This window comes from Cytobacillus sp. FSL R7-0696 (genome assembly GCF_038006865.1).
Classification (GTDB): Bacteria; Bacillota; Bacilli; order Bacillales; family Cytobacillaceae; genus Cytobacillus; species Cytobacillus kochii.
Genome location: NZ_JBBOWA010000001.1, coordinates 2,234,808 through 2,261,220, shown reverse-complemented (window position 1 = coordinate 2,261,220; position 26,413 = coordinate 2,234,808). Strand labels below are relative to the sequence as shown.

General features: G+C 38.0%; 25 protein-coding genes and 2 pseudogenes. 13 read left to right on the top strand and 14 right to left on the bottom strand.

From position 1 onward, the window contains the following. Nucleotides 1–444: 444 nt before the first annotated feature. Entirely contained in the window at nt 445–1,068 is a 624-nt protein-coding gene (locus tag MKX29_RS11660; RefSeq protein WP_281202723.1) for an acyltransferase, read from the bottom strand. A 172-nt stretch (nt 1,069–1,240) separates the two neighbouring features. On the opposite strand from MKX29_RS11660, the gene MKX29_RS11655 reads away from it, so the two are divergent. The 4 genes from MKX29_RS11655 to MKX29_RS11640 all read left to right on the top strand — a co-directional run bounded on the left by MKX29_RS11655 (nt 1,241) and on the right by MKX29_RS11640 (nt 3,743). Then, nucleotides 1,241–1,699, top strand: a complete 459-nt coding sequence (locus tag MKX29_RS11655; RefSeq protein WP_341105610.1) for a MarR family winged helix-turn-helix transcriptional regulator — start codon at nt 1,241–1,243, stop codon at nt 1,697–1,699. Continuing rightward, complete coding sequence (locus MKX29_RS11650; RefSeq protein WP_224937238.1) at nt 1,696–2,172, top strand: glutathione peroxidase; 477 nt, start codon at nt 1,696–1,698, stop codon at nt 2,170–2,172. The genes MKX29_RS11655 and MKX29_RS11650 overlap by 4 nt, the downstream gene beginning before the upstream one ends. A gap of 107 nt (nt 2,173–2,279) precedes the next feature. Further along, complete coding sequence (locus MKX29_RS11645; RefSeq protein WP_224937239.1) at nt 2,280–2,993, top strand: tryptophan-rich sensory protein; 714 nt, start codon at nt 2,280–2,282, stop codon at nt 2,991–2,993. A 21-nt stretch (nt 2,994–3,014) separates the two neighbouring features. Next, nucleotides 3,015–3,743 (top strand): alpha/beta family hydrolase, encoded by a 729-nt coding sequence (locus tag MKX29_RS11640; RefSeq protein WP_341052308.1) that lies wholly within the window; start codon nt 3,015–3,017, stop codon nt 3,741–3,743. A gap of 35 nt (nt 3,744–3,778) precedes the next feature. On the opposite strand, the pseudogene MKX29_RS24505 reads toward MKX29_RS11640, so the two are convergent. The 4 genes and pseudogenes from MKX29_RS24505 to MKX29_RS11620 form a co-directional block, all read right to left on the bottom strand. Further along, a pseudogene (locus MKX29_RS24505) lies at nt 3,779–4,297 on the bottom strand (spr1630 family ClpXP-sensitive toxin); the annotation flags it as partial. Between the two features lie 11 nt (nt 4,298–4,308). Then, a complete protein-coding gene (locus MKX29_RS11630; RefSeq protein WP_341105605.1) occupies nt 4,309–4,431 on the bottom strand; it encodes a hypothetical protein in 123 nt (40 codons plus the stop codon). A 250-nt stretch (nt 4,432–4,681) separates the two neighbouring features. Beyond that, nucleotides 4,682–5,098 carry a hypothetical protein gene (locus MKX29_RS11625; RefSeq protein WP_341105603.1) on the bottom strand — a complete coding sequence of 139 codons (417 nt, stop codon included), beginning with the start codon at nt 5,096–5,098 and terminating at the stop codon, nt 4,682–4,684. Nucleotides 5,099–5,125: 27 nt separating this feature from the next. Next, on the bottom strand, nt 5,126–5,884 hold the full coding sequence (locus tag MKX29_RS11620; protein WP_251162204.1) for an SGNH/GDSL hydrolase family protein: 759 nt from the start codon (nt 5,882–5,884) through the stop codon (nt 5,126–5,128). 132 nt (nt 5,885–6,016) lie between these two features. Here MKX29_RS11620 and MKX29_RS11615 point away from each other — a divergent pair, with 132 nt between their 5' ends. From MKX29_RS11615 to MKX29_RS11600, 4 genes are all read left to right on the top strand, one after another. Continuing rightward, nucleotides 6,017–7,006, top strand: a complete 990-nt coding sequence (locus MKX29_RS11615) for a LacI family DNA-binding transcriptional regulator (protein ID WP_224937244.1) — start codon at nt 6,017–6,019, stop codon at nt 7,004–7,006. Nucleotides 7,007–7,178: 172 nt separating this feature from the next. After that, nucleotides 7,179–8,576, top strand: a complete 1,398-nt coding sequence (locus tag MKX29_RS11610; protein WP_224937245.1) for a hypothetical protein — start codon at nt 7,179–7,181, stop codon at nt 8,574–8,576. Between the two features lies 1 nt (nt 8,577). After that, nucleotides 8,578–9,999 carry an aldehyde dehydrogenase family protein gene (locus MKX29_RS11605; RefSeq protein WP_224937246.1) on the top strand — a complete coding sequence of 474 codons (1,422 nt, stop codon included), beginning with the start codon at nt 8,578–8,580 and terminating at the stop codon, nt 9,997–9,999. Between the two features lie 17 nt (nt 10,000–10,016). Further along, nucleotides 10,017–11,207 (top strand): iron-containing alcohol dehydrogenase, encoded by a 1,191-nt coding sequence (locus MKX29_RS11600; RefSeq protein ID WP_251162207.1) that lies wholly within the window; start codon nt 10,017–10,019, stop codon nt 11,205–11,207. A 205-nt stretch (nt 11,208–11,412) separates the two neighbouring features. On the opposite strand, the gene MKX29_RS11595 is transcribed toward MKX29_RS11600, so the two are convergent. Both MKX29_RS11595 and MKX29_RS11590 read right to left on the bottom strand, forming a co-directional pair. Beyond that, complete coding sequence (locus tag MKX29_RS11595) at nt 11,413–11,973, bottom strand: hypothetical protein (RefSeq protein WP_341105600.1); 561 nt, start codon at nt 11,971–11,973, stop codon at nt 11,413–11,415. A 265-nt stretch (nt 11,974–12,238) separates the two neighbouring features. Further along, nucleotides 12,239–12,709, bottom strand: coding sequence for a hypothetical protein (locus MKX29_RS11590; protein ID WP_341105598.1), 471 nt, complete (start codon nt 12,707–12,709; stop codon nt 12,239–12,241). Nucleotides 12,710–13,006: 297 nt separating this feature from the next. Here MKX29_RS11590 and MKX29_RS11585 point away from each other — a divergent pair, with 297 nt between their 5' ends. The 5 genes and pseudogenes from MKX29_RS11585 to MKX29_RS11565 all read left to right on the top strand — a co-directional run. Continuing rightward, nucleotides 13,007–14,071: an ABC transporter substrate-binding protein gene (locus MKX29_RS11585; RefSeq protein ID WP_341105596.1), complete on the top strand. Its 1,065-nt coding sequence runs from the start codon at nt 13,007–13,009 to the stop codon at nt 14,069–14,071. Then, nucleotides 14,064–15,098: a FecCD family ABC transporter permease gene (locus MKX29_RS11580; RefSeq protein ID WP_307316040.1), complete on the top strand. Its 1,035-nt coding sequence runs from the start codon at nt 14,064–14,066 to the stop codon at nt 15,096–15,098. Before MKX29_RS11585 ends, MKX29_RS11580 begins: the two co-directional genes overlap by 8 nt. Next, nucleotides 15,095–16,126, top strand: a complete 1,032-nt coding sequence (locus MKX29_RS11575) for a FecCD family ABC transporter permease (RefSeq protein WP_251162210.1) — start codon at nt 15,095–15,097, stop codon at nt 16,124–16,126. The genes MKX29_RS11580 and MKX29_RS11575 overlap by 4 nt, the downstream gene beginning before the upstream one ends. Further along, complete coding sequence (locus tag MKX29_RS11570) at nt 16,126–16,941, top strand: ABC transporter ATP-binding protein (RefSeq protein ID WP_224937254.1); 816 nt, start codon at nt 16,126–16,128, stop codon at nt 16,939–16,941. The genes MKX29_RS11575 and MKX29_RS11570 overlap by 1 nt, the downstream gene beginning before the upstream one ends. A 249-nt stretch (nt 16,942–17,190) precedes the next feature. Further along, nucleotides 17,191–17,301, top strand: a pseudogene (locus MKX29_RS11565) (transition state regulator Abh); the annotation flags it as partial. Between the two features lie 185 nt (nt 17,302–17,486). Here the strand turns inward: MKX29_RS11565 and MKX29_RS11560 are convergent. The 7 genes from MKX29_RS11560 to MKX29_RS11530 form a co-directional block, all read right to left on the bottom strand. Further along, a complete protein-coding gene (locus MKX29_RS11560; protein ID WP_224937255.1) occupies nt 17,487–18,782 on the bottom strand; it encodes an MFS transporter in 1,296 nt (431 codons plus the stop codon). Between the two features lie 111 nt (nt 18,783–18,893). Further along, entirely contained in the window at nt 18,894–20,282 is a 1,389-nt protein-coding gene (locus MKX29_RS11555) for an aminotransferase-like domain-containing protein (RefSeq protein ID WP_224937256.1), read from the bottom strand. A gap of 201 nt (nt 20,283–20,483) precedes the next feature. Beyond that, complete coding sequence (locus MKX29_RS11550; protein WP_341105593.1) at nt 20,484–21,911, bottom strand: DHA2 family efflux MFS transporter permease subunit; 1,428 nt, start codon at nt 21,909–21,911, stop codon at nt 20,484–20,486. A gap of 122 nt (nt 21,912–22,033) precedes the next feature. Next, nucleotides 22,034–22,651, bottom strand: coding sequence for a nitrite reductase (locus MKX29_RS11545; RefSeq protein WP_224937305.1), 618 nt, complete (start codon nt 22,649–22,651; stop codon nt 22,034–22,036). Nucleotides 22,652–22,773: 122 nt separating this feature from the next. Then, on the bottom strand, nt 22,774–23,046 hold the full coding sequence (locus MKX29_RS11540; RefSeq protein ID WP_224937258.1) for a glutaredoxin family protein: 273 nt from the start codon (nt 23,044–23,046) through the stop codon (nt 22,774–22,776). Nucleotides 23,047–23,079: 33 nt separating this feature from the next. Beyond that, nucleotides 23,080–23,904: a hypothetical protein gene (locus MKX29_RS11535; RefSeq protein ID WP_341105592.1), complete on the bottom strand. Its 825-nt coding sequence runs from the start codon at nt 23,902–23,904 to the stop codon at nt 23,080–23,082. 4 nt (nt 23,905–23,908) lie between these two features. Continuing rightward, the gene (locus MKX29_RS11530; protein WP_341108254.1) at nt 23,909–26,335 is read right to left on the bottom strand and encodes a heavy metal translocating P-type ATPase; all 2,427 of its coding nucleotides are present in this window, start codon (nt 26,333–26,335) and stop codon (nt 23,909–23,911) included. Nucleotides 26,336–26,413: the final 78 nt, after the last annotated feature.

Genomic DNA, 26,413 nt, shown 5'->3' with positions numbered 1-26,413 from the left:
CTATATTGATTCATCTATTTTTGTCCAAGACAAACAAACCACTTCAAAAAGTGGATTTTTCCATGTAATAGAAAGAACCATATAAAATTGGTTGATTAGTTAAGAACAAATACCAACATCGAGGCAAAACTCCTATATTGAAAAATATATCCAATTGTAACTTGGATATATTAAATAATCAAGAGTAAAAGTTATTCTATTTTTCTTACGACCTTCCACGCATTTCTAACTCCTTTAATTGTACTCCTGCAAAACTTGGTAAAGTATGAATAATACAAACTCAACTGATAACTTAAGAGATTATAAGATTATCATACTACTCACTTAAGCTTGACCAATAAGCACTATTCCATTTAATTTATAAATTTTAAGCCTTATTACATTTGAAATATAATAAGGCTCTTCATTATTGAAATGAAATTCATCATAATTATCACTCCACTCCTATAACCGCTCTCGACTCCAAGTTGTCCCTGTTTTGATTATCTTAGCTGGAGAGCCTGCAATGGTTGTATGTGCTTCGGAGAAAGGTTTAGTAACAACTGATCTTGCTCCGATGATCGTATCGTCCGGAATCACCGCGCCTTTGGAGATCAAGCAACTAGCAGCAACCCAAACATGATTACCAATGACCACATCCTTTGCACCGTTCAATCTTTCATTTGTTTCAAGGTCAAGAACGGAATGAGCATCTGTTGTTCTCACGGCTATATCATAAGAAAACATACAGTCCGCTCCAATGGAAATATTCTTTCCTTCTTGTGATAATAGATAGACATTCTTAAAGGTCGTTCGGTCACCCACTTTAATTGATTGTTTTTTGCCTTTTAATAATATATGACCAATTAAGTCGGTATTTTCCCCTATCATAATTTCATTATTTGAACCTCGTATGTGAATTAATATATTGGATAGTTTTGTCCCTTTTCCAATATGGATTTTATTATTTGAACCAGTGATTTTTAATTCAGCATTTTTAAAAATAAACGATTCTTCATCGTATATTAGTTGATTGTTTTTTCCAAATACTTTCGTCGTTAGTCCTTTAATTTCTTCTTGAAGTATCATGAAAATGGACCTCCTTACAATTATTGCTCGTATTATAACATCACTGAGTTATTGTAAAGGAGGAATTTACAGAAACTGAAAACAACTGTTACATATGATTTAATTGTCATCTTATTTTTGCATTTACATCGTACTCGATATATAATGTATCGTGTACGATGTAAATAAGGAGGTGGCCAAAGTAAAAGCACAGACCTTAGAGAATCAATTATGTTTTGCTATTTATAAAGCAACAAATCAATATACTAAGTTATACCGGAAAGCACTGGAACCGTTTGACCTCACTTACCCTCAATATATTGTCTTACTCGCTCTGTGGGAAAATGATCATATGATTATTAAACAATTAAGTGAAAAGTTATCGTTAGGGATTGGTACCTTAAACCCCATTATTTCTAAACTAGTAAAAAAAGATTATATAACGAAAACACCCTCACCAATGGACAAAAGATCTGTAGTCATTTCATTGACCACAAAAGGAAGAAACTCCGAAAGTACGATATCAGAAATGATTGCAACTAAGGCTACAAAATGGGATTCATTTGCTATATTTGATGACCAATTCAAATTAAAATTACAAGAATTGAATACACTGTTATCTCAATTAAATGACGGGGAGGAGAAAAAATGAATTTATATGATATAAACGTAAAACTCGAAAACGGTACCAATTATCAATTGGAGCAATATGAAGGCAAGGTATTACTAATTGTCAATACCGCAACAAAATGTGGTTTGGCCCCACAATTTGCAGAACTTGAGAACCTATATCAAAAATATAAAGATGCGGGACTGGTTATATTAGGATTTCCTTCGGATCAATTTAAACAAGAACTCGACTCTGCTGAGGAAGCGAGTGAAGCTTGTCGGATGACCTATGGTGTTTCATTTCCTATGCATGAAATCATTAAAGTGAATGGAAAAGAAGCACACCCTTTATTCAATTATTTAACGACAGAAGCAAAAGGTTTTCTGAGCAAAAGCATTAAATGGAACTTTACTAAGTTTCTCATTGATCAAAATGGAAATGTGGTAGAGCGCTTCGGTCCTACAGACAAACCAAGTGATTTTGAGGAAAAAATAAAACAACTACTATCAAATTAAGACATATCACTTCGCCTTCCCCCTGGTAGAATACTATGATTATTACCGTTCACTTTAGGGTATTACAATTAATACCATCATTTTATTTATCAAGGGGAGGCTCATTCATGAATCAGTCAAAGAAACTAGGTATTGTCTACCTTATTACTTTCGCTATAATGATTTTCTTAAATTATTGGTCCGCTACAAATGTTGGCAATGTTGCTGATGCTAACCAACCTTTATTACAACCTGCTGGTTTTGCATTTTCCATTTGGGGGTTCATTTATTTCCTTTTATTTATTTGGATTATCAGAGCTTTTTTCGTGAAAGGTGATGCTGTTTATGTAAAAACTAGCTACCTACCAGCTCTTAACTTTTTATTAAATGGCTGTTGGATTCTAGCTTTTACTGCTCAAGCACTACTTACATCAGTAATCATCATTTTTGCTTTACTTGTCACCTTAATTCTGATCTATGGCAGAATAAACGATACCACTCATACTTTCTTTGAAAAACTACCATTTTCCATTTATATTGGTTGGGTTTCTGTAGCAAGTATTTTAAATGTATTTGTTTGGTTTGTAGGGATGGAACAGACTGTTTTTCTCGGATTGAATGAAGTGACTTGGACCTTTATTATGTTAGCAGTTGCTACAATATTAGCGATTGTTTTCTCTATTCGATTTAAAGACTTTATTTATACACTTGTTTTCATCTGGGCATACATTGGTATATATGCAGAAACACCTAATGATGCTGTGAAAACCTTTGTGATGATCCTCATCCTTTTATTAATCGTTATTTTTATCTATACGCTCTACAAATTTTTCAAAAAGTAAATACAACTTAAGAGGCAAATTATGAAGAAAATAATCAAATCAAAAGTATTCCTTATCCTATCAGCTCTAGTAGTTACAGCAATCGGTGGATTTTTCATCTGGACTCAGCTCACTTATCATTCAGTGAATGAGCCAACGATCCCCGTAGACAACCAAATAAGCGTTGAAGATGATTGGCTCTTATTCGGTGACCCTAATAGTCAAATAGGTCTGATTCTTTATCCGGGTGCAAAAGTAGAACCCGAAGCTTATGCTTATATCGGTCAAGAATTAGCTAAAGAAAATCTATTTATCGCTATACCACATGTAACACTAAACATCGCCATACTTGATGTTTCTAAAGCTAACGAAATCATTAGTACGTATAAAGATGTAGATTGGTTTGTTGGAGGCCATTCAATGGGTGGTGCAGCAGCAGCCATGTACGCCGATAAAAACATAGATCAAGTACATGGTTTAATACTACTGGGTGCCTATGCCTCTGATAATGATACACTGACAAATTCGAAACTACCTGTCTTATCCATAAGTGGCTCAAATGATGGACTAAGTACGCCCGCTAAAGTTGACGAGAAGAAGGTTTTTCTTCCAGATGAAGCAGACTTCGTAGAAATCGAAGGAGGAAACCATGCCTATTTTGGTGTATACGGAGAACAATCTGGTGACAACCCAGCCGACATTTCTATTAAGAAACAACAAGAAACGATCATCGATACCATTACTCACTGGATAAAAGAACAAAAACAATAATTAAGAAGGGCTATCTCCTATAGATAGCCCTCCTGTTATTCTCCTCTAATTCCTTCTACTTCAATCTCTGTAATATGATAAGATGAATGAAATGCCAGAGGTAACCAGTCTTCAACTAAATGAATTTTCTTCATGCCCGGAGTTGGCATAAGCAGTTGAATTTTTGATAATAGTTTTGTTTCATCCATTTCATAGGAGACAATATAAAATTGATCAAACGTTTGTTTAAGAGAATCGAATTCACCGAAGCTTAATTGTTCAAAATTCTGAGAAGTGACGTCTTCTAACATTAACTGTTCTCCTACTTCATTCATTTGTTCTAATTGCTGCCAATCAATATGACGATTAATCTTGGAGAGTTCAACTAAATAGTGCTCCTCTTTTCGACTCGGTGATGATTGTGGTGAAGGTCCTCCACTTTTTATGATAAATAAAGAGTTTGTTGCCTTATTTTCGAATTTAAGATAACCCCATGCATAACCGGCTTTAGAAAATTCAAATTGAATCCCAAGTTTGCGACATTCTTGTGCTACGGCATCTTCAATATGATTGCCTTTTACCCATGCTAACCTGTACTAATAAGCATTTCACGTTTCTTCTGTTCACGCTCATGAATGTAATGCCTATATCCTTTTAATATCCCATCAACAATCGCCTGGCTTAATTCAGGTGAAAATTTATAATTCATCAAGTGATATTTCCTCCTAAGTTTTCTCTTTCACATATTCAACCTTTTTTGGAAAGGAAGATCATTGCTTGTTTTGGAAAAAAACCATTCTGATTACCATGCCCTTTTGTCTATTAATTCTTTTTTGTTCTCCCATACCATACGCAATAGGAGCTTCTTTATTCTTTTCTATATTCTATTATTTATGGTCTTCTAGTAAAGAGAAATGATAAAAGCATTCGCCTAATGAAGAAACGAATGCTATCTTTCTTTAGCCATTTTGGATAGAAACCGAAGTTTCTTCTCTCTTTATTTTCCAGTTGAGCGATAAAACTTTTTCTATCTCTTTTAATTGACTCTCACTTACTTTTACATTAGTTACTCCGTTTTCTACAAGCGTGTAATCTTGGTCTTTCTCTAATCCGAACTTCATACTTAACATGCGTTGCAATCCAGGAAAAGTAAGGAATTTGATGCGGTAACCATTGTTAATCATTGAAACAAAGTTTGCCTCATCTTTTTGGGCCAGATGAGCTAATTGTTCAAAATCGAACTGCTCGTTATACTTCCTCCACTCTGTCACTTCCTTTGACAAAGATTTTCTTATAATTTCTTCATCCGTTACACCTTGATTACGTAATAGCTCAATCATATATGCTTCCATTAAAGTTAATTGTTGTTTCAACATTCATCAGCTCCGAGGTTTTCTTTCATTTTACCACGGGATCGGCTGATTGAAGTACTCATTCATTACTTGAAACCAAATATAGTACCCAATATTATTCGGATGCACCCCATCTGCCAATGTGTCTTGTAAATCAATGGAACTGTCCGCCATTCTTTTTGCCATCGGTCGATAAATATCTATATATGGCCACTCGTTTTCTTTAATATACTGTTCTGTTGCTTTTAAATAGTCTTGATAAGAATGATTGCGCTTATTATCAATTTTTCCGTTATAAAGAACAGTTGTCGGATTGGGAGAAAGAAAAAGAATTTTCGTATCAGGAGTGGCCTTTTTAATTTTATCAACGGTTTTTTCAATCGCTTGCTCCGTTTCTTTTATGCTTTGATGATATTGATAACTATTAACGACACCTGTTTCAATCATTACCAAATCAGGCTCTGATTTTACCAACTGATCCACCGTTCCATCCTTAAGTAGCATATTTAAGGTGTAACCGCTTTTAGCAAAATTATGAAATGACAGCTTTTTTTTATGTGGCAAATGGCGTTCGCGCACTTCCTTTTCTAATAAACGGAACCAAGAAAACATCGGATGAGATGCTCCTTTTCCACGAGCAACACTACTGCCAATAACGGCTACTTTTGCACCGTTCTTACTGTAGCTTTCAGAGACAATATAATCATAAATTGTTGTCTGCTCGCTAAATGAATGGATTGTTTTAGCCGACACAGCAGAGCCAGAAAACAATAAAATACTCGTAAACACTAAGATCATCGTTTTTTTCATTTTATTCGCTTCCTTTCATACTCTCTGCTTACCCTTTTCACTGGCACTTAATCTAGGTCATTTTGACTTCTCTCACCCATGGGAATCTGATAAAATAAGGAAGCACAGTTTTTCATGAAAGGAGGAAACTAGATGGTCTCTTCTAAGGATGTTGCCAAACATGCTGGCGTTTCTCAAACGACTGTATCACGTGTACTTAATACTCCAAACCTAGTCAAAAAACCAACAGTAGATAAAGTGATGGCTGCGATTGAAGAACTTCATTACATTCCGAATGCCCATGCGCGTTCTCTTGTACAAAATAAAACAAACACGATTGCGTTACTTTCTGGACCCCTTCACAATCCTTTTTTTGTCGATACAACAGCAGCAATTGTTAATTACGCTAATAGCAAAGGTTATCGTGTGCATGTTCAATTTGTAAATGATGAGAAATTAAATGAGGCATATACTTCAGTAGTTGAAAATAAGGTAGATGGGGTCGTGATGTCCTGTATCTTACTTGATGATCCTATTTTCGAGAAGTTTGAGAAAATGGATATACCATTTATTACATATAATCGAAAACATATTAATAATAAACATTTCGTTGAAATCGATAATTTTCAGGCTGGCATACTTTCAGCTCGTCATATGCTAGAGTTAGGTCATAAACAAATTGCTTGGATTGGAGGTCCCTCTACCGTTAGTACATTTAAAAATAGATACGATGGCTTCGTGGAAGGGATGAACACTCAAGACCTTGCATCGCAATACGTGATTCAAACGAATACATCAAAACAAGCGGTAAAAGAAGCATTTGAAAAACTGATGCAATTACCAACTCCACCGACAGCTATTTGTGCTGCCACAGATGCAATCGCTCTACAAACCATCGATGAAGCAACAAAAGCCGGTTATCGTGTCCCAGCCGATATTAGCGTAGTGGGTATCGATAATGTTGACTTAAGTAAACATGGTAGTATCGAGTTAACAACCGTCGGAAGTATCTCTGAGCAAAATTTAGGTTTTCTAGCCATCAATGAACTGATTGAAATGATTGAAAATAAAAAAAACAGTTGCGTGAAAATCACTGAATCTGTTAAAGTATTTAATAGGAAAACAACAAAGGCATATCAATAGTTTTTATTTATGCAAAAATGAATACGTAACCATTTCGAAAGCATAATCCCTTACCCTCTTCCATATGAGCTTGAACGACTCATGTGGAATCGCTTTACAAAAAAATGGTTACGTATTCATAATTTAATATTCAAACTTGTAAGGGTTTACAATTAAGGAGGAAAAAACCGTCATGAAATGGAAAAACAGAAAATACGGCGAAGAATCACCGTATATCCCAGCAGGACCTTTTAAGGTTCGCTTACCTTTTATCCATTACCGTTTTGAATGGCCCGATTATGTGCAAGGACTATTAATGTGTGCTGTTGATTTATCAGCCATCCCGCTTTTAATGGAATTACTCGGTATGCCTTTTGAAGTAGCACTCGCTATTGTTGTTTTAAATGGACTTTTTTACTTATTACATCATTTACTAGGTGATCCGGCTGTACCTGGTTGGATTACACCAGCCATTCCTTTAATCATGCTGTACTGTCAGCAATTCCCAGAAGGACCTGAACGTGTTCACTCACTGATCGCCTTCCAATTAACACTCGGTATTCTATCATTATTACTCGGGGCTACTGGATTGGCATCAAAGGTTGTTCGCTTTATTCCGCCCGCATTAAAAGCTGGTGTTATCCTAGGTGCTGGTTTAGCAGCTGTCATCTCTGTTTTCCAAGTTGGTGGCCGTTTTGAATTGTTCCCTTGGACTATCTCGATTGCTATTGGAATTGGGTTTTATCTTTTATTTTCAAAACATTTTATTCACTTCCAAAATAAGAATGTCTTTTGGAAAACGGTCGCTAAATTAGGGATATTCCCAGTAATATTATTAGCTGTTTTTATCGCTCCAATCTTTAGTGAAGCTAAATTACCTGCAATAGAATGGGGCTTTTCTTCCCCAGACTTTATTACTCTATGGAATGAATACACAGTATTTGGTATTGGTTTACCGCCTTTAATGATGTTTATTACCGCGATTCCTACAGTTTTGGCTGCATATATTGTGTTGTTTGGTGATGTATTACAAGTAAAAGCATTAGTAGAGGATGGACAATCTAAACGTCCAGATGAAAAGGTTGAATATAATCCAAACCGCTCTCACTGGATATTTGGTATTCGAAACGGGGCAATGAGTATCATCGGACCTGATGTCACAATGGCCGGACCAGCTTGGAGTGCGATGCAAGTTGTTATGGTTGAACGCTTTAAAAAAGGCAGAAAAGCAATGGATTCATTATATGGTGGCGTAGGCTCTTTCCGTTGGGGAACAAATACTGGATTATGGCTACTGCCAATCGTAAGTTTCGTTGAGCCTATACTAGGGGTTGCGATGGCATTAACTCTTCTTATTCAAGGATATGTAAGTGTGAAAGTTGGTATTTTAGAAGCACGAAGTCAAAAAGATCTTGGTGTAGCTGGGATTGTCGCAGCTGTTCTATGTATTAAAGGCGCTGCTTGGGCGTTTGCAGTAGGTATTATTCTTTGTCTATTATTATACGGAAAAGATTTCTTTAAAGGAGAAATAGACAAAACGTTTAATAAAGATAGTGAAGATCTCAAAAATCAAGAAAAGCAGGTGAGTTAATATGAAGAAACAATTATATATCAATGGTGAATGGAGAGACTCAGCAAACTATGCTGACCTCCTCTCTCCCTATACAAATAAAGTGATTGCGCAAATTCCACAAGCTTCAAAGGAGGAAGTGGAAGAAACCATTGAGATGGCGCATCAAAAAAGAAAAGAGATGGCTCGTTTGACTGCCTACGAGCGTGCAGAAATATTAGAAGAGCTTGTTCTATTATTTAAGGAAAATCGACAAAAAGCTGCTGAAATCATTTCTTTAGAATCAGCGAAACCATTGAAATTCTCACTAGGTGAAATTGACCGTACGATTGAGACATATAAATTCGCAGCTGAGGAAGCAAAACGCTTAACAGGAGAAATGATTCCGATGGACGCAGCCAAAAACGGAGCTAACCGATTCGGCTATACAATCGAGGAACCGATTGGCGTAATTGGTGCCATTACACCATTTAATTTTCCACAAAATTTAGTAGCACATAAAGTGGGACCAGCGATTGCCTCTGGAAACCCGATTGTATTAAAACCAGCATCGCAAACACCATTATCTGCTCTATTTCTTGCTGAACTCCTTGACCAAACTTCTTTACCCAAGGGTGCATTTAACGTAGTTACTGGCAGTGGTCGTATTGTCGGAGATGCCCTTGTCGAGAATCCGCTTGTGAAAATGATTACTTTCACTGGTAGCCCAGCCGTTGGTATTGGTATTCGCAATAAAGCAGGACTAAAGAAAGTTGCACTAGAACTCGGCTCTAATGCAGGACTGATTATTGATAGAAACGTAGACTTAGAAGAAATCGTAGCTAAATGTGTAACAGGTGCCTTTTCTAACCAAGGGCAAGTCTGTATTTCTCTGCAACGTACGTACGTACTAGAAGAAATTTTCCCTGCGTTCATTGAAAAGTTTGCCGAAGCTACTCAGGCATTAACAATCGGTGATCCCATGCATGCAACAACTGACCTATCAGCGATGATTCATCCAGCTGAACAGGAGCGCGCATTGAGTTGGGTTGATGAAGCAGTCTCCTTAGGAGCAGAGATTATTACAGGCGGAAAAATTGAAAATGGCGTATTTTTACCAACCATCTTAACGAATGTCGATGCGACTGCAAAGGTTTCTTGCCAAGAAGTGTTTGCCCCTATTGTTATTGTTAACCGTATCTCTTCAATTGAAGATGGTATTATTGCAATCAATGATTCTGACTATGGTTTGCAGGCTGGGATTTTCACTAATGATATTCAAACTGCCTTCCATGCTTCTAAAGCACTTGAAGTGGGCGGCGTGATGATTAATGATATTCCAACCTATCGTGTAGACCAAATGCCATATGGCGGAGTGAAAGAAAGCGGTACGGGCAAAGAAGGTTTGAAATACGCGATTCACGAAATGACAGAAACAAAATTAATTGTTTGGAACCAAAATTAATTAGAGGAGTGACCATCATGTCTGAAAAAATCACCTTTACCCCTATAAGCTACACGGGCTGGGATGCCCTTTCCCACCTCGTTGAAGAAGTAGAAAAGTTTAACGTCAAAAAAATCCTTGTGATTACTGACCCTTTTTTAAAGGAAATTGGCTTAACGGATAAAGTGACACACCCACTTAATGAGGCAGGATATATCACTGATGTTTACACTGATGTTGTTCCTGAACCACCACTTGCTGTTGGGGAAAAACTAGTCTCCTATACGCGCGAACACGCTTTTGATATGGTCATCGGCATCGGTGGCGGAAGTGCACTTGACTTAACAAAATTAGCTGGCGTTATCGCTGTTCATGAAGGTGATGTAGCTGATTATTTAAATCTAACCGGCACAAAATCGATTACAAAAAAAGGATTACCGAGCATCTTAATTCCAACTACATCTGGAACAGGATCAGAAGTAACAAATATCTCCGTCCTTTCATTGGAAACAACAAAAGATGTCGTCACGCATGATTATTTACTTGCAGATGTAGCTATTGTTGACCCAGCACTCACAATGTCTCTTCCTGCAAAGGTAACAGCTGCTACTGGTATCGATGCCCTTACACATGCGATTGAAGCATATGTGTCTAAAAATGCGAGCCCAGTCACGGACGCTTTAGCACTCCAGGCCATTCGCCTAATCAGTCAATCCATTCGCACAGCTGTTCATCATGGCGATAATAAACAAGCACGCATTGACTTGAGCTATGGGAGTTATTTAGCTGGTATTGCCTTCTTTAACGCAGGTGTAGCTGGGGTTCATGCACTTGCTTATCCACTAGGCGGTCAATTCCATATTGCCCATGGTGATTCAAACGCTGTTCTTCTGCCATATGTGATGGGCTATATTCGTTCAGCATGTGAAAAAAGGATGAAGGATATTCTCGATACAATGGGCTTTAGCTCTACCCATCTTTCACAAGAAGAAGCTTCCCACCGCTGTGTAGAAGAATTAAAACGCTTAGTCGAAGATGTTGGCATCCCGTCTTCTTTAAAAGGCTTTAACATTGGCCATGATGCACTTGATTCTTTAACAGAAGATGCGACAAAACAAACTCGTTTACTTGCTCGAAGTCCAATGGAATTGTGTAAAGAGGATATATATACAATTTATGAAGCCGCCTTTGAGGGTAAAGTAGTTGATCAAACGCTAGTAAAAGCATGATGATAAAAAAGGGGTGCAATTCATTACTTGCATCCCTTTTTTATTAGATAAGAAAGTATAAAATTTTTCAATGAGTTTTCATGTCTAGCTCCAGGCGCCATCGGCTCGAGGTCATAAGCCAATCCGTCAAAAAGGTTAAAGAACAACCTTTCCGCCGGCTCGTCTTATGCTTGTCGACGATTACGGGCGCCTTGCGCTTTTCTTATTAATCTGTTTTCAATTCATAATGAGCTACTCGATTCTCTTTAAATGTAATGATTAGCCATTCACTATCAATACTAATGATACTCCTTTCATTACCCAAATAATAAACGATGTTATTGTCACTCTTAAAATACGTGTTTTCTGTTGGTGTTCCTAGTTTTTCAATTACTTCGTTATAATGTCTATTTTTTAAATCATACGTATTTAACAAATCGTCTATCATTCGCACTCGTTCGTGTGGATTATTTCTCCAATCCATTTCATTAAATTTGGCATGAACGCCATTAAAAACTAGTAGGCTAATCAAAGCGATTGGCCATACCCATGCTAAAGAAAACAACCAAAGTTGCTTGGGCTTCTCCCTCCTATTTGGACGTAAGCGTTTTATCGCAAACCACACGCATAAAAAATACAATACACTTGGTAAAATGACATATAGCATCGTATGAAGATTCATATGAGCATCAGCAACCGAAAACAAAATGAACAGTAGAAGATTAACCATCAAGTACAATATCGTTACGATAACTAGAAGAGGAAAAACTGCTTGAGTGAACTTCATAAATTTGAATAACCTCCTTATATTTATTTGGTATTATTATACATTCACTCATAATGATATTGGTAGTCATCTAGAGTGATGTTTTTACACGGTCATGGGAGGCGACCACCGCATTATGGTGGCTATTAGTTATTCTCCTAGATTAAAGGTAGTGACCGCTCCTTTGCGGCGCTCTCTAATTACATACCAACTGTCAGTGTCTTGCTAGCGATGTACGTATTTGGTTATTTCAGTAAGTACAAAATGAAATATATGATGTGGGGTTTTATGGGGGTTGCCAACACATCTTAGAAGGTTTTACATCTCTTGTATGCGCATTTTCTTTTTGCCAACACATCTTAGCTGGTTTTTCATCTCTTGTGTGCGCATTTTCTTTTTTGCCAACACATCTTAGACGGTTTTTCATTTCTTGTGTGCGCATTTTCTTTTTGCCAACACATCTTAGACGGTTTTTCATTTCTTGTGTGCGCATTTTCCTTTTGCCAACACTTCTTGACTGTTTTCTCATCTCTTGTGTGCGCATTTTCTTTTTGCCAACACATCTTAGCCGGTTTTTCATCTCTTGTGTGCGCATTTTCCTTTTGCCAACACATCTTAGCCGGTTTTTCATTTCTTGTGTGCGCATTTTCCTTTTGCCAACACACCTTGACTGTTTTCTCATCTCTTGTGTGCGCATTTTCTTTTTGCCAACATATTTCTCATCACTTGTGTGTGCATTTTCTTTTTGCCTATACATCTTGGTAGTTGTCTCATGAAAGTGTATATCATTCCATGATTATGTCAGGTGATTCTCGTTTCTATGCTCCCCCCATCCCCCATTCATAGAGTTCCTTTAAACAATGATTTCTTCTTTTGTAATTTTCCACATGACAGGATCCTATCAAAAATAGCTTGATTGCCTTATAAAGTTATTATAAATTTCCGAAAATGATCGACTTCTACTCTAGGTAATTATACACTGAATGAGAATGATTATCGTTATTAAATTACTACATACGATTGTCACAGTTTAATAGAAGAGAAGGGGAAAAAAATGAAAGCAAAGAAGTCGTTCTTATTACTACTATTACTGGTATCTACCGCCATGTTTGCCTTAATTGGTTGCTCAAATAATGAATCAACTGCTTCTGAAGATGAAAAAGATAAAGAGGCGGAAACAACTACAGATCAACCATCCAAAACAGAATATCCAATTACGATTGAACATGCTTTTGGGGAAACAGTGATTGAAGAAAAACCTGAAAGAGTGGCAACAATTCAATGGGCGAACCATGATGTTGTACTAGCCCTAGGCGTTGAGCCTGTCGGTTTTTCTGCAGCAAACTATGGTGTAGAAGATGGTAGTGGCTTACTTCCATGGACTACGAAGAAACTTGAAGAACTTGATATTAAAGATCCTAATATTTATCAAGATACAGATGGTCTTGATTTTGAAGCGATTGCAGACTCCAATCCAGATGTTATACTTGCTGGTTACTCTGGAATTACACAAGAAGATTACGATTTATTAACACAAATTGCACCAGTTGTCGCATATCCAACTACTCCTTGGACAACAACATGGCGTGAACAAGTGCTTCTTAATGCCAAAGGGATGGGTATGGAGAAAGAAGGAGAACAACTCATTAAAGATACAGAGGATTTAGTTGCGGAAAAAGTTGCAGAGTATCCTGAATTAAAGGGAAAAAAAGTAGTTTGGGCTAACTTCTCAGCAAACGATTTGTCTCAGTTCCACCTCTATACACCTGCTGATCCACGTGTGTCTTTCCTTATGGAAATGGGATTAGAAACACCTGAGAGTATTACCAATCTAATCGAAGATGAAAATGCATTCTCTTTATCTTTGAGTGCCGAAAATGCTGATGTACTTAATGATGCTGATATTATCATCGGTTATAATGATGAAAGCACATATGATGCAGTAAAAGCAGACGCTCGTCTTGGCAAAATTAAAGCTATAGAAAGAGGATCGGTTGTCTTTATTGGTAACAACACACCACTTGCAGCTTCCGGGAACCCTAACCCGCTTTCTATCGAATATACAATCGATGAATACTTAGAATTAATCGCAGATGCGGTTGAGAAAGTTGATGAATAATTTAATTGAAAAGCAAGTCCCAAAAAGGCATCTACCAAAGCATTTGATAATTGTGCTCGTCGCATCTATCATTCTACTATGCTTATGTGTTGTTGCCTCTTTGGCATTTGGCGCAAGGTTTGTATCATGGAATGAGTTACTTACCGGTCTATTTCACCCAGAAATAGAATCATTTAGTTCAAGTGTTGTGCAAGAACGCATCCCTCGTACGATTTTTAGTTTATTATGCGGTGCTGCTCTTGGTGTTTCCGGTGCACTCATGCAATCTGTAACAAGAAATCCAATTGCTGACCCTAGTATTCTTGGCGTAAATACAGGGGCAGCGCTTTTTGTCGTCTGTGGGATAGCTTTTTTTCAAATTAGCAGTGCAGCTGAATATATTTGGTTTGCGATTGTTGGAGCTATGCTAACAGCGATTTTTGTATATGGAATTGGTTCAATGGGGAGTTCAGGTGCGACCCCACTTAAGCTCGTCTTAGCTGGGGCAGCAACAAGTGCCGCTCTCTCTTCCCTCGTTAGTGCCATTATGCTATCTCGTACATATGTCATGGATCAATTTAGATTTTGGCAAGTAGGTAGTGTAGGATCTGCTAACTGGAACTTAATCCTCACTTTTTTACCTTTTTTAGTTGCAGGGATTTTGCTTGCGATCATGACTGCTTCTGCTTTGAATGCATTAGCACTCGGTGACGAAGTGGCTACCGGACAAGGTGTCAGAACCGGTATGATTCGTTTAATCGCTGCATTTGCAGGGGTCATTTTATGTGGTGCCGCAACTGCGCTAGCCGGTCCAATTGGCTTTGTCGGTTTATTAGCGATGCATTTGATGCGACTCATTCTAGGTGCTGATCTTAGATTCACCATTCCCATGTCGGCAATATCAGGTGCAGTCATTTTAACAATCGCAGATATCGCTGGTCGTATCATCGGTAGCCCAGGGGAGTTAGAAGCTGGAGTTGTTACAGCCTTTATTGGAGCGCCTTTATTAATATTTTTAGCGATTAGAATGAAGGTGCGTTCACTATGAGACATCCATTATTAACCGTTATTAAACAGGGACGAATAAAAAGAAGACAGCGCTGGTTACTGATTAATAGCATACTCTTTGCTACAGCCTTAGCATTATGCTGTGCCATGCTCATGTTTGGTAACTCCTATTATCCGCCACAAGAGATTTGGAGTGCACTAACAGGAAATGCTGCTGGCGGTGCTTCCTTTGCCGTCAATACAATCCGTTTCCCGAGAATGTTAGCTGGTTTTTTTGCTGGTATTGCTTTCGGCATAGCAGGGAATACATTTCAAACGATGCTAAGGAACCCGCTTGCTAACCCCGATATTCTGGGTATTACTGCTGGTTCAAGTGTGGCTGCTTTAATTTGTATTCTTATTTTCCATACAAGTAACACGGTCGTATCTATTGCATCAGTCATTGCCGGATTATTAACGGTTTTCCTTATTTTTATTTTATCTAAAGGAAAATCTTTTTCCATCGGACGATTAATACTAGTCGGTATTGGTATCCAAGCTATGTTGAGTGCAGCCATTTCTTTTCTATTAATGCGAGGGGCGCAAGAAGATATACCTACTGCCTTACGATGGTTAAACGGCAGCTTGAATGGTGCTCAGCTAGATTCAACGATTCCATTAATGATTACTGTCATCCTATGCGCGCCTATTGTTGCCATTTTGGGTAGACAGCTTGGGATTCTTGAATTAGGTGAAGAATCCGCGACATCGCTCGGACTGAATACGAATCAAACAAGAATACTCCTTGTACTAACTTCGGTCGCCATGCTAGCCATTGCCACCGCAACGACCGGACCGATTGCTTTCGTTGCCTTTTTAGCTGGACCGATTGCCAAAAGACTAGTTGGTGTCGGGTATTCTAATGTCATTCCTGCAGGTCTCGTTGGTGTGAATCTTGTTTTAGCAGCTGACTTGATTGGTCAGTTTGCTTTTACAACTAGATATCCTGTTGGTATTATTACTGGATTACTCGGGGCACCATATCTAATTTACTTACTTATCCGTATGAATCGAAAGGGTAGTTTATAATGAAAACAATACACCAATTTGAAACGAAGGAAGTCGTAGCCGGTTATGATCAGAAAACGATTCTCCATGGGTTGGATGTGGAGATTCCAAGCAATAAAATAAATGTCATTATCGGGGCAAATGCTTGTGGAAAATCGACTTTGTTAAAAACGATGGCGAGGCTAATCAAACCACAGTCCGGTCAGGTTATTCTTGATGGGAAATCAATTGATCAAATTCCACCGAAGCAACTCGCTCGGGTACTCGGTATTTTACCACAGTCCCCTATTGTTCCAGAGGGAATTACAGTAACTGATCTCGTAGGTAGAGGGCGTTATCCTCACCAGAAAATGTTCAGTGGTTGGTCTAAGAAGGATTATGAAGCGGTAGCTGAAGCAATGGAAATTATGAATATCGCAGAACTGGCCGATCGTAATATTGACGAACTATCTGGTGGTCAGAGACAACGAGTATGGATCGCCATGGCACTGACACAACAAACAGATATTTTATTTTTAGACGAGCCCACTACGTTTTTGGACATTGCCTATCAAGTAGAAATTTTAGATTTATTAACCGATCTCAATCGTAAATACGGGACAACTATCGTCATGGTTTTGCATGACATTAACTTATCTGCACGTTACGCAGATTACATTTTCGCATTAGAAAAAGGGCAGCTCATCGCAGAAGGTGAACCTTCTCAAGTCATCACAACTGATCTTGTGAAAAAAGTTTTTGGTCTAGATTGCACTGTCATCAATGACCCTGTGTCCCTCTCACCTATGGTTGTACCTAGGGGCAGATACCATGTACAAGTAAATGAATCGTTATAAGAACAAGAAACTCGCTTCTGTAAAATGAGCGAGTTGAGGGGATAGGGAGTTCGATTAAATGGGGTCTGGGGAAGGTTTCCTCGGTGGGTTTGGGCAAGGCCCAAGGTTTAGACTTAAAGCTGTTCTTTTGTATCATTTATGTAAAATATAGTAAATCCCCTTGTATAATTTCTGCATAGTTTCTTCTGGAAGCTGCCTTTGATAAGGCAGTTTTCTATTTATCTAGAAAAACGAATAGAGGTGAACCATTTGAAAAGCACTGGAATTGTTAGAAATGTAGACGAGCTAGGTAGAAACGTCATACCCATCGAATTAAGAAGGGTAATGGATATTAACATTAAAGACCCGATAGAAATTTTCTTATCAAGACTTAAATCGTAAAAAGTCATAAAAAAATAAAGGGAGATACATATTATATATGACTAAGATGTATCCCCCGATTGTGAAATATGAATTAGGTCGTATCTTTCATTTTGATTTTGATATTAAAGGAATCTACATAAAGATATGCCCAAAATATAGTGTTAGTAATATAACCTTTCTTTCTAATTACCACCTCTACGAGACCATATGATAATCGGAATTAATAATAAGGAGAGAATCCCTCCAATAAATGATAAAGTTAGATAACTTGAACCTGCCATAATCACTCCAGACAAGGCTCCACCAGCAGCTCCTGATAACGCAACGAAAACATCCAACGTACCTTGTGTTTTAGCCCTTGTAGAAGTTGTAGTTGAATCAACAATAAGTGCAGTCCCACTTATCAAACCAAAATTCCATCCTAATCCAAGTAAAGAAAGTGCAATTACGAGGAAAACCATGGAATCTGCTGGAGCAAATGCTGCTGTTAAACCCGCCAGAAGTAACGTAGTTCCAGAAGCAATCGCCATAACAGTACGGCCCAATTTGTCAACAAGGATACCAGTAACCAGTGAGGGGAGATACATGGCACCTATATGAAAACCAATAACCATACCTACTTCACCCACGCTATGTCCATGATGCCGCATATGAACTGGTGTCATAGTCATAATAGCTACCATTACAATTTGAGTCAGAACCATAATTGTCGCACCTACAATTATGCCTCTTTTGTTCTCTAATTGCTCAGTATTGACTGAAGGTTTTTTCTCATTCTTTTCTTTGTTCGATGCTTCTATTGTTCTTGCTATTAGTAACGGATCTGGGCGAAGCATAATGAAAAGAACAATACCTGCTAAGATATATGCTGCTGCCGCCAAAATGAATGGACCAGCAAGTGCTGGAACGCCAATAGAAAGAGCAATATCGCCCATTACATTTACTAAGTTCGGACCAGCAACTGCACCAAATGTTGTAAATACCATGGTAAGACTAATAGCAGTCGCTCTCTGTTTACTATTTGCTAAATCTGTACCTGCATAACGAGCTTGTAAATTTGTTGCAGTTCCTGAGCCATAAACAAGTAATGAAAGAAATAACAGCAAAACGCTATTTATAATTGCTGCAATGATGACCCCTATTGCTCCCAGTCCACCTATCATAAAACCTGTTCCCAGACCTATACGACGTCCAGAAGCTTGCGAAAGTCTCCCAACGAGTAAGGCTGCTCCTGCTGACCCTAAAGTAAATAAAGCTGATGGAAGTCCGGCAAAGGCTTCTGTACCAAGCATTTGCTGTGCAAGAAGTGCCCCCACCGTAACTCCTGCTGCTAACCCTGCACCACCAAAAATTTGTGAAACACTTACCACGAATAATGTACGCTTATATAACGCTTTTTGTTTTTCTGGAGAAAGAATGTAGCTTTTCAGCGTAGTTGTTTGTACTTCTAACAATTCTACACGATCTTTTTGTACCATGTTCCTACCTACCTTTCCAAAAACTCATTCTATTAATCTTCCAACAAGATTTGAAATATCATAACACGCACAAAAAAACCATACAATATCATAATTGTATGGCAAACAATATTAGGTATGACCCTTTAATAAACGTTTAAGGATAATCAATCCTTGTTCAAGCTCTTGTGTGGTATTAGGTGCGCAAACAGAGATTCTTACTGCCCTTTCGGGACAACTATTTCCAACTACAAAACGTTCAGCTGCATATACTTGTACTCCCTCTTGCTCAGCTAACGTTTCAAATTCTGCACCAGTAATCTTGCCTGGTAATAGCAACCAACGAAAGATACCCGTTTCAACACCTAGGCACTTATAGTCACTCAAATATCGATCTACTATTTGGTTTCTTTGAATGGTCTGTTTTCGATGCCCCTCAATTAAGAGTTCAAATTGGTTGGATACAATCGTACGTGCTGTCAATTCCGCTAATAACGGGGAAACAGTTATGTTTAAATTATAAAGTGCCTTTGAAATGGGCTCCTTATATTGACTCGGCACTGCTACATAGGCTAGTCGTAATCCTGGTGCTAATGCTTTAGATAAACCTGCAATATAGACAACCTGTTCCGGGGCGAATGATGCAACTGCTGGTAGTGGGTTTTTATTAAGAAGATGGTAAGATCCATCCTCAATAATGAACTGATTATACTTTTTGGCAATGCTAGCAATCTTTTTCCGATTCTCAACCGACATTAAGGAAGCTGTGGGATTATGATAATCTGGCATCAAGTATATGCCTTTAATATTTTCATTTTTACATGCATAATCAAAAGAAGTTGGACTCATTTCATAGTTCTCTGACTTTATCGGCACTATTTGTACATTAAGCATCGCTGCAACTGTTTTTAGGCCGGGGTACGTATGCTGGTCAACCCCAATGCGATCACCAGGCTTACAAAGACTTGCTAGTGTAGCAGCAATTGCATTTTGAGCTCCATTTGCAAATAAAATGTGTTCAACAGTTGTTTCGAATCCACCTCTTCGGAGTAACTTTATAGCTGCATCCTTTTGCCATAGACTTTCGCCTGTCCGACCATATCCAAACCATTTTTCGTAATCAGTCTCTTGCAGCATACTTTTCAGTTGGATTAACAATGGCTCGTAGGAAGCATTATCTGGAAGTGTTGCTCCCATTTCAATTAAATGCTGCGGCTTTGTATCTTCAAGTAAATAGGCATTCGATAACGCGTCATATGATACAAACGTCCCACTTCCAACTGAAGCGCTTAACAAGCCCTTCAACTCACAAACTTTAAAAGCTTTTGAAATGGTACTCAGATTTAAATCTAGATAATCAGCCAATTCTCTTTGTGGTGGAAGTTTTGTTCCTGGTAACAAAACTCCGTTAAGTATGTCCTTCTCCAATTGCCTTGCAAGTGCTTGATATATAGGTTTTTCAGTTTTATCAACCGAAGGCTTCCAGCTCATCGGATAGTTTTCAAAAGAATTAATTGGCATAATATGCATCCCTTTTTACAATTTTATATGATTGTACCATTTCTATAAAAAATAAAATTCTCTTTTTCTTTATCCCTATCAATGAATACCTGAGTAATTATCTATAAGTAAGGCCACCATTCTTTTTTTAATATTCATGATTATTTTGTGATTCGCATAGTTGTTTAAACCCTTTTTAAATTTATATCACTTTGGACTATTCTATTTTCCTTGCTTTGGTGAGTGTGTAAACAGTAGTGCCAGTAAAGCACCCAGAAATGCTATTATACCGCCCCAGAAAAATGCCTGTTGAAACCCATCATTCAAAGCAACTACCTGTGACCCGGCTGTACTAGAAGCAGTTGTTGCGCCTGCAATAGCTACTATTAAAGCTAGACCAACCGCTGATCCAATTTGGTAAAAGGTATTGTATAAACGAGATGCAATACCTGACCTTTCTGATTCGACCTCTGATACAGATGCCGTAGTCGCAGGTAAATAAGCAAGTGCATTACCTAGAGATGCTATTAACGAAGCGAGCAACACATTGGTCCAATAGTTCCCGTCTACTGTAGCTGTTTGTGAAAATAAAACAGATCCGGCCCCAAGTAAGATAAATCCAGTAATCATGGTCTTTTTCATTCCGAATTTGTCCATCACTTTTTCGGCTATAAATATCATGAAAAGCGCCATAAATACAGGCATAGGCAACAATGCCATTGCTCCAACAAATGGAGAAAGCTGTAAAACCTGTTGCAAGTATAAAACAAGTATATATATCATCGGGAACCATGATGCTGCTATTAAGAAAACAGAAATATTTCCTATAGCTAAATAAGGCGTCTTAAATATATTGAGTGGTAAAAGTGGTTCTCTTTTCTTGGACTGTACCAAAAGGAAAATAAGAAACAAGATAGCACCGACAGCCAAGGAGAATATTGTATTGGATGACTGCCAGCCACTTTGCTCTGCTGTTACAATTCCATAAACAATTAACATAGAAGAAACAGTAACTAAAATGGCACCGATATAATCGACACGACCAGTTGCTTTACGCCCTGCCTCTTGTAAAAGCTTCGGAGACAAGGTAAGCACGATAATACCAAGTGGAACATAGATCAATAATGTCCAGCGCCAACCAAGAACTTCTGTAATAACGCCACCTAAAACGATACCCAAAGCTCCACCTGCTGCCCCAGACAGTCCCCAGAAAGCAAGTGCTTTACCCATTTCTTTACCATTAGAAGAAAACAGGAGCATAATCAGGGACAGTGCAGCTGGTGCAATGAAAGCAGAGCCCAATCCTTGAACTCCACGCCATACGTTTAGACTCATTTCACTCCAAGCTATACCTGCAAACAAGGATGATACAACTAGAATAATAACGCCTAAATTAAATATGCGTTGATTTCCGAATAAATCCGCTAACCTTCCACCCAATAGTAGAAATCCTCCAAATATAATAAGAAAAGCACTCATTACCCATTGTAAGCTTTCTTGACTATAACCAAGCGTTTCTTTGATAGATGGCAGGGCAATCTGAATAATCGCAGAATCCATCATCACAAGGAAATTTGCAAAGCACAACAAAGCTAGTGCTTTCCAACGCTTTGAATCAGGTTGCGAAATTGCCTGTGCATGTGTAGGCATAATGAAATTACCTCCAGAATTACAGTTTAATTAGTTTCGATATTAAATGATAGTCCATCATTGAAAAAGTAAATTAATTCCCTTTACCTTTTTATTAATCCACAACGAAAAAAGCATTTATATTAACTTATCAATTGGTCCTTACCTACCCTCTTCCAGAATTTACAGAATGTCTCCCGTTTTTTACCCATTTGCGAATAGTTAGCAATAATCTTTTCTACAGTATCGTACAATTCTTCTGGAGTTAGATTCTCTTTCAGTAGATAACCAACTTCCGCATCTCTTCCTTTTGCTTTTCCACCAACATATAAATTGTAATGATCCTTAAACTTCATAACGCCTATGTCGCTTAACATTGGTTCACCGCACCCTATAGGGCAACCTGTATAAGCAAACTTCAGGGTAAACGGTACAGGTTTTCCCGCAAAGCGTTTATTTAATTCCTTTGCTACCGGCATTCCTTCCTCTTCTTCTCCTTTGCAAAAATTGCAGGTTCTCAAACTTTTCACATAGTTTCCAACTGGGTAACATGCTAACCCGACATTTTCAAAATTTTTTATGATTTCTTCTTTTTTATCTTCTGGGATATCTACATAGAGTTGTTGGAAGGTTGTCAACTCCAGTTCCTCATCTTCATTCATATATTTTGAGATCATCGTAAGTTGTTTTGAGTTTAGCTTTGCCCCAAACCCTATTCCTCCATTTACGGCTATTTTAAGTTTTTTAACATCGCTCTCCATATCATTTCTCCCTTTTAAATCCAACTATTTTTTCATTAATTACGAATACTTTACCATGGTAGGGTATAAAATTAGTGAAAATATATCTATGCACAAAAAGCAGGTACATAATGTTATCTATGCTATATTAATAACTTCTTTATCTCTTCTTTATTCCTTTCGAACCCTATCATGCTTTTTGGTTTTCTCATCCATCCTAAGAGGGACGGATGAGAAAACACAAGTGCTGGAACAATTCTGCTTCCGGTTATCTTAATTAGATCTTTTTCTTTTGATGGTTGTTTTGCTAAATCGTATTCCTTGTGAGGAATATGATGACTTTGCAAGAATTTTTTCAAATCTTGGCAATCAGAGCAAGTAGGTCTAGTGTAAACTTCAAGTTGATAGCTTTTCATCTCAAAACCCCACTCCTTTATTTTAACTTTGTTTTATTCCTTTACTTCTAAAATAAACGGATAGACGTTTACATTATCACCAAACTTAAATTCCGCCCAAATTTTGTACTTACCAGGTTTAGAAAAATGCGCATTGAACGTGGTTGTATCTTCTGAAGCTGGATGAACATGAATATATTGTTCAACCTCCTCGTCAACAATCACCACATGCCCTAAGGCACCTAGATGTGGATCTGGCTTTTCCCCATGCGTATCAAATACCAAAGGAACTTTTTCTTCAACCGCAGCATTAACATCCTCTAAGGTGACGGTCTTCCCATCAATTTCTTTTGTCCATTTATCCTCACTCTCTAGGCTTGCTTTATCTGTTTCGTTTGTTCCAATCTGCACTGGGTTTGGGACGACCTGGTACGCCTTATTTTCTGGAGTAATATCAACGAATGCTTGGTAAGTGCCGTCACTCAACTCTTGATTTACTACATATGAACCTTGTTGTTCCTTATCTGGATGTAAATGATAATACGCCTCTAAGTCATTAGAAACAATGATAAAATGCATCTCTTTTTCATGCTCTTTAGCAAGTTTAGGTGGGTTTCCATTATCAGCTTCCAATTTAATAAAAACTCTTCCATCATTGTACGTAACATTTGTATTAAGCTCTGATTCAACCTGATGGTCATGATGATGATTATGCTGCCTATGTTCCATTGTTTCTTCCTCCTTTTGAACTTCTGAAGTTTCATGATTATGGTCTAATTCTCCGCTTTGAAAAGGGTTATTTCCAGTAATTAAGCTATATACTAGGATAACCAATATTAAATATACACTACCTAGAGAAACCCACTTTTTGATTGACATAGCTTTACTGCCCTCCCTTTAGCTTTAAACGTTGTAACCGCAAGGCATTTAGTACAACAGATACGGAGCTAAACGCCATTGCAGCTCCGGCAACCCATGGAGCCAGTAAGCCAATAGCAGCAATTGGGATAGAGGCAGAATTATAGAAAAACGCAAAGAACAGGTTTTGCTTAATATTTCGCATCGTTTTGTCGCTCAGTTCTACACTATCTGCCACACTGTGCAAATCTCCTCGCATAAGTGTAATATCAGCTGCCTCAATGGCTACATCTGTTCCTGTACCAATCGCCATTCCAATATCCGCAACAGCTAGAGCAGGCGCATCATTCACGCCATCACCTACCATGCCTACTTTTTTATTCATTTTTTGTAATTTCTTAATTTCATCTGCCTTTTGTTCAGGAATCACTTCTGCAATAACACGGTCAATACCGACCTGTTTACCAATTGCTTGTGCTGTCCGTTCATTATCACCTGTAAGCATAATGACTTCTAAGCCAAGCGCGTGCATTCTTTCAATAGCTGCTTTTGATGTTTCTTTCACAGTATCAGCTACAGCAATCACTCCTGCTAATTGTTGATCAACACCAATTAACATTGCTGTTTTACCATCTAATTCTAGTTTTGACATCACTTCTTCTATAGAAGTGATATCGATAGCTTGTTGTTGCATCAATTTTCTTGTACCAACAAAAACTGTTTTACCTTCTATTACAGCACGAATACCAAAGCCAGGTATCGCCTCAAATGAATCTGGTTCTTTTACCATAGTACCCATTGCTTTTGCACCTTTAACAATCGCTTCAGCAAGAGGGTGTTCAGAACTATTTTCAGCAGATGCCACTAAGGATAGTACTTCTTCCTCCGTGAATCCTTGTTGAGGAAGAACGTCTGTTAAATCTGGCTCCCCTTTGGTTACTGTTCCAGTTTTATCTAAAACAATTGTATTTAATAAGCGTGTGTTCTCTAAATATTCTCCACCTTTAAATAAAACACCTAGTTCTGCAGCCCGTCCAGAACCAGCCATAACAGATGTTGGTGTCGCTAAACCAAGCGTCCATGGACAAGCAATGACAAGAACTGTAATGGCAGGAACAAGTGCTGATCGTAATTCACCAGGTTCGACGATGAAGTACCAAACAAGAAATGTCACGATTGCAATCCCTACAACAATAGGAACAAAGATACCTGATACATGGTCAGCCACTCGCTGAATATCTGCTTTACTTCCTTGTGCTTCCTCTACCACTTTTACAATTTGGGATAGCGCAGTATCTTTTCCAACTTTGGTAGCCTCAATGGTTAACATTCCATTTTTATTAATCGTTGAGCCAATGGCAATGTCGCCTATTTTTTTATCGACAGGAATACTTTCTCCTGTAATCATAGATTCATCTACAGCAGATTCACCTTTTATAATTTGCCCATCAACTGGAATTTTTTCACCTGGACGAACAATAATGGTATCTCCAACAATTACTTCTTCAATTGCTATTTCTTGTTCGACAGCATCACGTATCACTCGTGCTGTTTTAGCTTGCATGCCAAGCAATTTCTGAATAGCCTGACCTGTGCGTCCTTTGGCACGCACTTCAAAAAGCTTCCCAAGGATAACTAATGTAATAATAACTGACGCTGCTTCGAAATAGAGTACTGGCATCCCCTCTTGACCATTCATTTGCCATTCAATACCGAGAAAAATGCTATAGAAGTATGCGACAGATGTACCGAGTGCAACGAGAACGTCCATATTTGCACTTTTATTTCGTAATGCTTTATACGCACCTCGATAGAATTGTGCGCCAACAATAAATTGAACTGGAGTGGCTAATGCCAATTGTACCCATGGATTCATTAACATAACTGGTGAATAGATAAAAGAAGTAAACTTAAAATGCGTGACCATAGTCCATAACAAAGGAAACGTCAGAATAGCGGAGAAAATGAATTTCCCAGTCTGATTTCGTACTTCTTCATCCTTACTGTTGGCCGTTTCTTCTTTGGATGCTTGAGCCTTAAGCGTATACCCCAGCTTTTTTACTGCTTCAATCATATCTCCAGTTGTCACTTGGTCTTGATTATATTCAACCATGACATTCTCCAGGGCAAAGTTAACCGTAGCATTAGAAACTCCATCCATTTTAGCTAATCGTTTTTCAATTTTATTCGCACATGCTGCACAAGTCATCCCAGATATATCAAATGTTTGCTTATTATGTGCCACGCGATAACCTAATTTCTCGATTTTATCTTCAAAATCTTGCACATTTGTTTTCTCAGGATTGTAAACAACCTTTGTTTTTTCTATCGCAAAATTGACATTGGCATCTATTACACCGTCTATCTTGTTTAGACCTTTTTCAATTTTGTTGGCACATGCTGCACAAGTCATGCCTTGAATTTGCAAACTTACTTCTTTGTTTGCTCTCATCATTGTTTTCCCTCCTAAACAAGTACCCCATAAGGGTATATATTTTTTAAAAAGAAAATCGTGCTACAGAAGCACGAC

Excerpts from the sequence above, each read along its gene's own strand:
- MKX29_RS11660 (WP_281202723.1), bottom strand. The coding sequence starts at position 1,068 with ATGATACTTCAAGAAGAAATTAAAGGACTAACGACGAAAGTATTTGGA.
- MKX29_RS11650 (WP_224937238.1), top strand. The coding sequence starts at position 1,696 with ATGAATTTATATGATATAAACGTAAAACTCGAAAACGGTACCAATTAT.
- MKX29_RS11645 (WP_224937239.1), top strand. The coding sequence starts at position 2,280 with ATGAATCAGTCAAAGAAACTAGGTATTGTCTACCTTATTACTTTCGCT.
- MKX29_RS11640 (WP_341052308.1), top strand. The coding sequence starts at position 3,015 with ATGAAGAAAATAATCAAATCAAAAGTATTCCTTATCCTATCAGCTCTA.
- MKX29_RS11630 (WP_341105605.1), bottom strand. The coding sequence starts at position 4,431 with ATGAATTATAAATTTTCACCTGAATTAAGCCAGGCGATTGTTGATGGG.
- MKX29_RS11625 (WP_341105603.1), bottom strand. The coding sequence starts at position 5,098 with ATGTTGAAACAACAATTAACTTTAATGGAAGCATATATGATTGAGCTA.
- MKX29_RS11620 (WP_251162204.1), bottom strand. The coding sequence starts at position 5,884 with ATGAAAAAAACGATGATCTTAGTGTTTACGAGTATTTTATTGTTTTCT.
- MKX29_RS11615 (WP_224937244.1), top strand. The coding sequence starts at position 6,017 with ATGGTCTCTTCTAAGGATGTTGCCAAACATGCTGGCGTTTCTCAAACG.
- MKX29_RS11610 (WP_224937245.1), top strand. The coding sequence starts at position 7,179 with ATGAAATGGAAAAACAGAAAATACGGCGAAGAATCACCGTATATCCCA.
- MKX29_RS11605 (WP_224937246.1), top strand. The coding sequence starts at position 8,578 with ATGAAGAAACAATTATATATCAATGGTGAATGGAGAGACTCAGCAAAC.
- MKX29_RS11600 (WP_251162207.1), top strand. The coding sequence starts at position 10,017 with ATGTCTGAAAAAATCACCTTTACCCCTATAAGCTACACGGGCTGGGAT.
- MKX29_RS11595 (WP_341105600.1), bottom strand. The coding sequence starts at position 11,973 with ATGAAGTTCACTCAAGCAGTTTTTCCTCTTCTAGTTATCGTAACGATA.
- MKX29_RS11590 (WP_341105598.1), bottom strand. The coding sequence starts at position 12,709 with ATGTATAGGCAAAAAGAAAATGCACACACAAGTGATGAGAAATATGTT.
- MKX29_RS11585 (WP_341105596.1), top strand. The coding sequence starts at position 13,007 with ATGAAAGCAAAGAAGTCGTTCTTATTACTACTATTACTGGTATCTACC.
- MKX29_RS11580 (WP_307316040.1), top strand. The coding sequence starts at position 14,064 with ATGAATAATTTAATTGAAAAGCAAGTCCCAAAAAGGCATCTACCAAAG.
- MKX29_RS11575 (WP_251162210.1), top strand. The coding sequence starts at position 15,095 with ATGAGACATCCATTATTAACCGTTATTAAACAGGGACGAATAAAAAGA.
- MKX29_RS11570 (WP_224937254.1), top strand. The coding sequence starts at position 16,126 with ATGAAAACAATACACCAATTTGAAACGAAGGAAGTCGTAGCCGGTTAT.
- MKX29_RS11560 (WP_224937255.1), bottom strand. The coding sequence starts at position 18,782 with ATGGTACAAAAAGATCGTGTAGAATTGTTAGAAGTACAAACAACTACG.
- MKX29_RS11555 (WP_224937256.1), bottom strand. The coding sequence starts at position 20,282 with ATGCCAATTAATTCTTTTGAAAACTATCCGATGAGCTGGAAGCCTTCG.
- MKX29_RS11550 (WP_341105593.1), bottom strand. The coding sequence starts at position 21,911 with ATGCCTACACATGCACAGGCAATTTCGCAACCTGATTCAAAGCGTTGG.
- MKX29_RS11545 (WP_224937305.1), bottom strand. The coding sequence starts at position 22,651 with ATGGAGAGCGATGTTAAAAAACTTAAAATAGCCGTAAATGGAGGAATA.
- MKX29_RS11540 (WP_224937258.1), bottom strand. The coding sequence starts at position 23,046 with ATGAAAAGCTATCAACTTGAAGTTTACACTAGACCTACTTGCTCTGAT.
- MKX29_RS11535 (WP_341105592.1), bottom strand. The coding sequence starts at position 23,904 with ATGTCAATCAAAAAGTGGGTTTCTCTAGGTAGTGTATATTTAATATTG.
- MKX29_RS11530 (WP_341108254.1), bottom strand. The coding sequence starts at position 26,335 with ATGAGAGCAAACAAAGAAGTAAGTTTGCAAATTCAAGGCATGACTTGT.